The organism is Halopseudomonas sp. (assembly GCF_041579695.1).
Classification (GTDB): domain Bacteria; phylum Pseudomonadota; class Gammaproteobacteria; order Pseudomonadales; family Pseudomonadaceae; genus Halopseudomonas.
This window is the reverse complement of the sequence record NZ_JBFGFI010000126.1, coordinates 1-5276: the sequence shown is the minus strand read 5'-3', so window position 1 is coordinate 5276 and position 5276 is coordinate 1. Positions and strand designations below refer to the sequence as shown.

General features: G+C 54.2%; 8 protein-coding genes. 5 read left to right on the top strand and 3 right to left on the bottom strand.

The window, feature by feature from the left end; translation table 11 throughout:
• The first annotated feature begins 191 nt into the window (after window positions 1-191).
• Window positions 192-710 carry a peroxiredoxin-like family protein gene (locus ABYA88_RS15090; protein ID WP_373188213.1) on the top strand — a complete coding sequence of 173 codons (519 nt, stop codon included), beginning with the start codon at window positions 192-194 and terminating at the stop codon, window positions 708-710.
• Between the two features lie 21 nt (window positions 711-731).
• Here the strand turns inward: ABYA88_RS15090 and ABYA88_RS15085 are convergent, their stop codons facing one another.
• Window positions 732-1331, bottom strand: a complete 600-nt coding sequence (locus ABYA88_RS15085) for a TetR/AcrR family transcriptional regulator (RefSeq protein WP_373188214.1) — start codon at window positions 1329-1331, stop codon at window positions 732-734.
• Window positions 1332-1462: 131 nt separating this feature from the next.
• Between ABYA88_RS15085 and ABYA88_RS15080 the strand changes: the two genes are divergently transcribed.
• From ABYA88_RS15080 to ABYA88_RS15070, 3 genes are read left to right on the top strand one after another with little or no spacing between them, the layout of a single operon-like run.
• Window positions 1463-2017, top strand: coding sequence for a carboxymuconolactone decarboxylase family protein (locus ABYA88_RS15080; RefSeq protein WP_373188212.1), 555 nt, complete (start codon window positions 1463-1465; stop codon window positions 2015-2017).
• A 10-nt stretch (window positions 2018-2027) separates the two neighbouring features.
• Window positions 2028-2450: a DoxX family protein gene (locus ABYA88_RS15075; RefSeq protein WP_373188211.1), complete on the top strand. Its 423-nt coding sequence runs from the start codon at window positions 2028-2030 to the stop codon at window positions 2448-2450.
• Window positions 2451-2470: 20 nt separating this feature from the next.
• Complete coding sequence (locus tag ABYA88_RS15070; protein WP_373188210.1) at window positions 2471-3151, top strand: haloacid dehalogenase type II; 681 nt, start codon at window positions 2471-2473, stop codon at window positions 3149-3151.
• Window positions 3152-3204: 53 nt separating this feature from the next.
• Here ABYA88_RS15070 and ABYA88_RS15065 read toward each other — a convergent pair whose 3' ends face one another.
• The gene (locus ABYA88_RS15065) at window positions 3205-3438 is read right to left on the bottom strand and encodes an anti-sigma factor (RefSeq protein ID WP_373188209.1); all 234 of its coding nucleotides are present in this window, start codon (window positions 3436-3438) and stop codon (window positions 3205-3207) included.
• On the bottom strand, window positions 3432-4037 hold the full coding sequence (locus tag ABYA88_RS15060) for an RNA polymerase sigma factor (RefSeq protein WP_373188208.1): 606 nt from the start codon (window positions 4035-4037) through the stop codon (window positions 3432-3434). The genes ABYA88_RS15065 and ABYA88_RS15060 overlap by 7 nt, the downstream gene beginning before the upstream one ends.
• Before the next feature lie 369 nt (window positions 4038-4406).
• Here ABYA88_RS15060 and ABYA88_RS15055 point away from each other — a divergent pair, with 369 nt between their 5' ends.
• The gene (locus ABYA88_RS15055) at window positions 4407-4898 is read left to right on the top strand and encodes a flavodoxin family protein (RefSeq protein ID WP_373188207.1); all 492 of its coding nucleotides are present in this window, start codon (window positions 4407-4409) and stop codon (window positions 4896-4898) included.
• Window positions 4899-5276 lie beyond the last annotated feature (378 nt).

The window sequence follows — 5276 nt, the reverse complement described above, 5'->3', positions numbered from 1 at the left end:
TGGCGCCGGCCTCGTGCTCCTTGATAGCGCCAATGATCTGTTCTTCGGTGTATCGCGTCTTCTTCATATCGAGATCTCCATCGTGCTAGGTTAGCTGGAAATCTCATCGAGTTTATGGTGCGGAATTTGGGGGAAAGGTCAGAGCAGTATGTTCGCGATCAAGTTCCTCACAAAATAGTAGGAGCCAGACTATGACAGCCCACGCAAAGATTGATAAGGCGTTTCCAACCATCCTCTTGCCAACACTTGGCGACAAAGAAATCATGCTTGGTCGCCCACCACAAGGGCAGTGGCAGATGCTGGTGATCTACCGCGGCTTGCATTGCCCGATCTGTAAGAAGTACCTAAGCCAACTGAACGAGATGAAAGCGGATTTTGACAAGATGAATGTCCAGATCGTCGCTGCTTCCACTGATCCACGAGAAAAAGCGCAAGAATTTGCCAGCAATCTGGGCCTGGATTTCGAGGTTGCCTACGATCTTGATATCGAGCAGGCCAGAGCTCTGGGTCTGTACATTTCGACGTCCCTGGATAGCGCCGAAACGGATTGGCCCTTTGCCGAGCCGGGGCTGTTTTTCCTTCGCCCGGACGGAGGTCTGCATTTCGCGGAGGTTTCCAGTGCGCCCTTCTGTCGTCCGGATCTGGAGATGATAAAAATGGGTATAGGGGTTATTCAGGAGAAGAACTACCCGCCACGCGGTTTGGGTTGAGGGGCAGAGCTCAAGCTCGCTTCACCTTCCCGTTTGCCATTGAATTTCCAGCATGCTGACCAGATCTTCGGCCAGCATCTGGACATGCTCTGCTGGCACATCACGTTGAGCAAAGGAGCGCAGACCCATTACCTGGGTCTGAAGCAATCTCGCCATACGTCCGCAATCAAGGGCCTGACAGACCTCCCCGCGCCGCTTGGCATCTTCCAGCACCTCAGCGAACTTGTTCTCGATCAAACGGAAAATGCCGTTGATCTTGGTTTGAAGCGGAGTCTGCTCATCATTGAGCTCAAGTAGCGTCTTGACCAGCATGCAGGCGCGAGCGGGTGGGCTGCTATCGCAGGAGGTGCTTGTAGCGAGTTGCCTGAGGTAGCTTTTGAGACCTTCGGTAATCGAAGTGTATCGGCCGAGGTGCTCATCCATCTCCTGAAACATTGCGCCCAGGTACCGGTCCAGCGCTTCCGAGAAAAGCCCATCCTTGCTCCCAAAAGCGGCATACAGGCTGCCGGGTCGCATATCCAGCGCCTGTTCAATCTGCTTCATCGAGGCGCCGGAGTAACCCTGTTTCCAGAAGAGGGTGACAGCTTGCTGAAGCGCTGTGTCACGATCATATTTCACCATTCTCGGCATGGTATTGGGGATCTCCGCGCTGGTGATTCGATTTCAGTACCCCATCTTAACTTGATGAATGATCTGGTTCGAGTTAACTTGCACTGGTATTTGAGCGATCATTCAAAAAATGGAGAAGTGCCATGAGCGAATTCAAATTGCACGATCAGACGTCCGCGCCGGAAGGCTCTAAACCGTTGTTGGAGAGTTCGGCCAAGGCCTTCGGCATGATTCCCGGGTTGCACGCGGTGATGGCCGAAGCGCCTGCAGTGTTGGAGGGTTACCAGCAGCTACATCGCCTAGTCATGGAAAGCAGCTTCGACAACGAAGAAAAAACCGTGCTCTGGCAGAGCATCAATGTCGAGCATGCTTGCCATTATTGCGTTCCCGCCCATACCGGAATTGCCAAGTCGATGAAGGTGTCGGATGAAGTGACCGACGCCTTGCGCAACGAGCAGCCTCTGCCAAACCAACGGCTGGAAGCCCTCAGGACTTTCGTCCTGCAGATGGTGCGCAAGCGCGGTGAGGTCAGCGAGCAGGACCTAAAGGCCTTCTATGAGGCCGGCTTCAGCCGCCAGCAGGTGCTTGAGGTGGTTCTTGGAGTATCGCAGAAGGTCATGAGCAACTATATCAATCATATTGCGCAGACACCGATAGATGAGCCATTCCGCAAGTTCGCCTGGACCAAAGCCAAGTGAGGGCAAAGCAATGAAAGTATGGTCGTTGCTGTTGCTGAGGGTATCCCTCGGCTGGCTTCTGGTGGTGTGGGGGGCTGACAAGATCTTCAACACCGCCCACGGTATCGCCGTGGCCGAAAAGTTCTATTTCGGTTTCCTTGCCTCGGACATGGTTTTGCCAATCGGAGGGGCATTGCAGGTGTTGGTTGGTTTGGCTGTGGTGATCGGCGTTCTCCGCCGCTGGGTTTACCCGATCCAATTGCTGCTTAACGCGGCGTCACTCTTCGCGGTGGCAGGTTCGGTAATAGATCCGTGGGGCTGGTTTCTGGAAGGCTCCAACGCGCTGTTCTATCCCTCTCTGATCATATTCGCCGGCAGTGTCCTGTTGATTGCTTTCAAGGATGAAGACGCGCTGTGCCTGGACGCCAAAATGCAGCGGCGCTCAGCGGTTTAGGAATGCTCCCTGGAGGCTTCATGAAGCAACGCCCATCGGTAGTAGTGTTTGATGTGATCGAGACGCTTTTTCCACTCGAACCCATCAGAGCAAAACTGCAAGATGCCGGGCTACCCGGTCATGCACTGGAAATATGGTTTGCCCAGCTGTTACGCAACGCCTTTGCGTTAAACGCCACGGACAGTTACAGCCCTTTCAAGGAGATTGCTCTGGATGCGCTTGAGGCTGTCGCCAGAGCAAACGGGGCAACGCTGACCGAGCAGCAGCGCGCGGAAATAATCGGCACCTTTGCCCAGCTAGAGGCCTGCAACGATGTGGCTCCCGGGATGCAACGCCTGGCTGAAAAGGGAGTGAGGATGGTCGCTCTCACCAATGGCAGCCAGGAGGTTACCAGCAAGCTTCTTGCTCGAGCCGGGGTCGACGGCCTCATGGAACATGTTATTTCGGTTGACGAGGTGCGATTGTGGAAGCCGCGTAAGGAGGTCTACTTACACTGTGCTCAGCGCTGCGGCGTCGAACCCTCCAAAATAACGCTGGTCGCCTGCCACGGCTGGGATATACATGGCGCGAAAAATGCGGGGTTGGGTACCGCATTTTTGCGCCGACCCGGCAAGACGTTCCCGGCTATCATGGATGCGCCCGACTACGATGCCGAACATCTGGATGCTTTAATAAACGAATTGCTCGCTGGTGGGGTGTAGTCATCAAGCACACAAGGCAGAATTTGTGGAGACTCGAGCCGAGCGGCTAACAGCTAGAAATAACGCCCTTCCTGCTTGAGAGCAGCAACGACCGAGGCAATATCCTCGGGTTGGGCGGGCATCGGCAGCTGTGTCAGTACCGCAGAGGTCAACGAAAGCTGCTTGATGTAGCGTCGACAATGGCGACACATGCTAATGTGCATCATAACCGCCATACGGGAGTTGAACGTCAAATTCTGGTCGATTATATCCGAGCCCAGCTCCGACATCTGGTGACAACTCAGCATGTGCCTTCCTCCTCAAAATGATCCAGCATGGCGTGCATCGCCTGTCTTGCTCGGTGCAGTAATACGCGAATGTTGCCTTCACTCAGTCCCAACTCGGCAGCGATTTCCTCGAAACCCATTCCACCCATTTCCCTGAGCATGACCACCCCGCGTTGCGCTTCCGGGAGCCTATGCAGGTGTTTGTTGATGCATTCCTGCAATTCGGCTTCGGTAAGCAGTGCATCGGGAGTCTCGTGGTGCCAGGTGTGCGGTGGCGCCTGCCAGCCGCCAGTTTTCTTGAACCTGTTCGCGATGGGTGATTCACCATCTGCCTCCGCGGAGTCCAGCGAGACCTCTCGATGATGCTTGCGTAGCAACCCTTTGGCTTCGTTCAGCGCGATCCGAGCAAGCCAGGTCCTGAATTGACTGCGTCCCTCAAAACTGTCAATCGCGCCCAGAGCCTTTATCCAGGTGTTCTGAACCACGTCGTGTGCAAGATCCTCACCTACCAGCGGCCGCACCATCATCATCAGAAAGCCCTGATGAAGACGAACCGCCCTTTCGGCGGCGCCGGGTTTTTGCGCTCGGAGGTCCTCTAGTAAAACTGATTCGTCGGTCATAGGCTCAAGCGTGTTTCACGATGGTCGGATGAATTGAGATCCTATTTGTTACAGGTCTCAGTCAATGCAAAGGAATGTAACAACATGGTTGGTGCTGCGTAAGCGTGAAGGAGTCAGCTTCCAGGCGCGGGGCTGAAGGCATTTTCGCAACTTCTTTTTCCATCATGGAACGTTACCATGCGGCCCATCCTGTTTCACCCAGATTGTAACTTCAGCCGTTTCAGCTGCCCTGCGTCGTGTCTGCACGCAATCGCTGTCCCGGTTTGCCGAAGGACTAGATGATCCTTTCCTCCATAGACCAAACACATGCCCCGACTGGCGCCAGTCGTTTCTATCGCATTGCCGGGGCTTAATTTCAGGAGTCTCGTCATGTCACTTAACGAAAAACAAGAAGCACTTTGCCGGGAACATCAGTTCGACTTCTCTGGTCTTTCTGCAGTTTTCTTCAACTGTACCCTAAATCCCACCGGCACCTTTTCTCATACCGAGGCGCTCTTGAGTGTCTCCCAAGCAATCATGGATACGAACGGTGTTCATACCGAAATGATCAGGCAGGTGGATTACGATCTCGCTCCTGGCGTTTATCCCGACATGACAGAGCATGGATTTGATCGTGATGATTGGTCCGGGCTGTGCCGTAAAGTCCCTGGCGCTGACATCCTGGTAATTGCGACGCCTATCTGGTTGGGTGAAGAGAGCTCGATATGCCGGCGGATATTGGAGCGCTTGTACAGCGAGTCGGGTAAATTCAACCATAAGGGTCAGTATCTTTATTACGGTCGAGCGGGCGGCTGCGTGGTGACCGGGAACGAGGATGGTGCCAAACATTGCGCAATATTGCGTTCATGTCATGGAATCTGATGCATCTGGCTCAGATGTTGAAAAACAACAACGGCATTCCCGCGCACGCTAATCAGCCAAGCGAGTGGAAAGCGGGCTGCAGATTCGATAACCCCAATCCGGACTACAGGTGAGCGGCCCCCCCTTCGGCGCTCTGTGCTCGCATAACATCACTCAAAAAGAACAGCCACGGCTTATTACTTGAGGCTACCCACGCAGCACACACTGGGCTAAAGTAACAGATTCCGCCGGACAGGTTCTAAGACTCAGTTTACCCATGCCTAGGGGGCTCCATGCACGAATCGGTCAAAGACTATTACGGTAAGGTGCTGCAGAGCAGTGCCGATTTGAAGACATCCGCCTGTTGTGATGTATCCAGCATGCCGGGTTGGCTCAAGC

What these genes read in the sequence shown, in the direction of transcription:
- ABYA88_RS15080 (WP_373188212.1), top strand. Translation starts at nt 1,463, where the DNA reads ATGAGCGAATTCAAATTGCACGATCAGACGTCCGCGCCGGAAGGCTCT.
- ABYA88_RS15090 (WP_373188213.1), top strand. Translation starts at nt 192, where the DNA reads ATGACAGCCCACGCAAAGATTGATAAGGCGTTTCCAACCATCCTCTTG.
- ABYA88_RS15070 (WP_373188210.1), top strand. Translation starts at nt 2,471, where the DNA reads ATGAAGCAACGCCCATCGGTAGTAGTGTTTGATGTGATCGAGACGCTT.
- ABYA88_RS15065 (WP_373188209.1), bottom strand. Translation starts at nt 3,438, where the DNA reads ATGCTGAGTTGTCACCAGATGTCGGAGCTGGGCTCGGATATAATCGAC.
- ABYA88_RS15055 (WP_373188207.1), top strand. Translation starts at nt 4,407, where the DNA reads ATGTCACTTAACGAAAAACAAGAAGCACTTTGCCGGGAACATCAGTTC.
- ABYA88_RS15060 (WP_373188208.1), bottom strand. Translation starts at nt 4,037, where the DNA reads ATGACCGACGAATCAGTTTTACTAGAGGACCTCCGAGCGCAAAAACCC.
- ABYA88_RS15085 (WP_373188214.1), bottom strand. Translation starts at nt 1,331, where the DNA reads ATGGTGAAATATGATCGTGACACAGCGCTTCAGCAAGCTGTCACCCTC.
- ABYA88_RS15075 (WP_373188211.1), top strand. Translation starts at nt 2,028, where the DNA reads ATGAAAGTATGGTCGTTGCTGTTGCTGAGGGTATCCCTCGGCTGGCTT.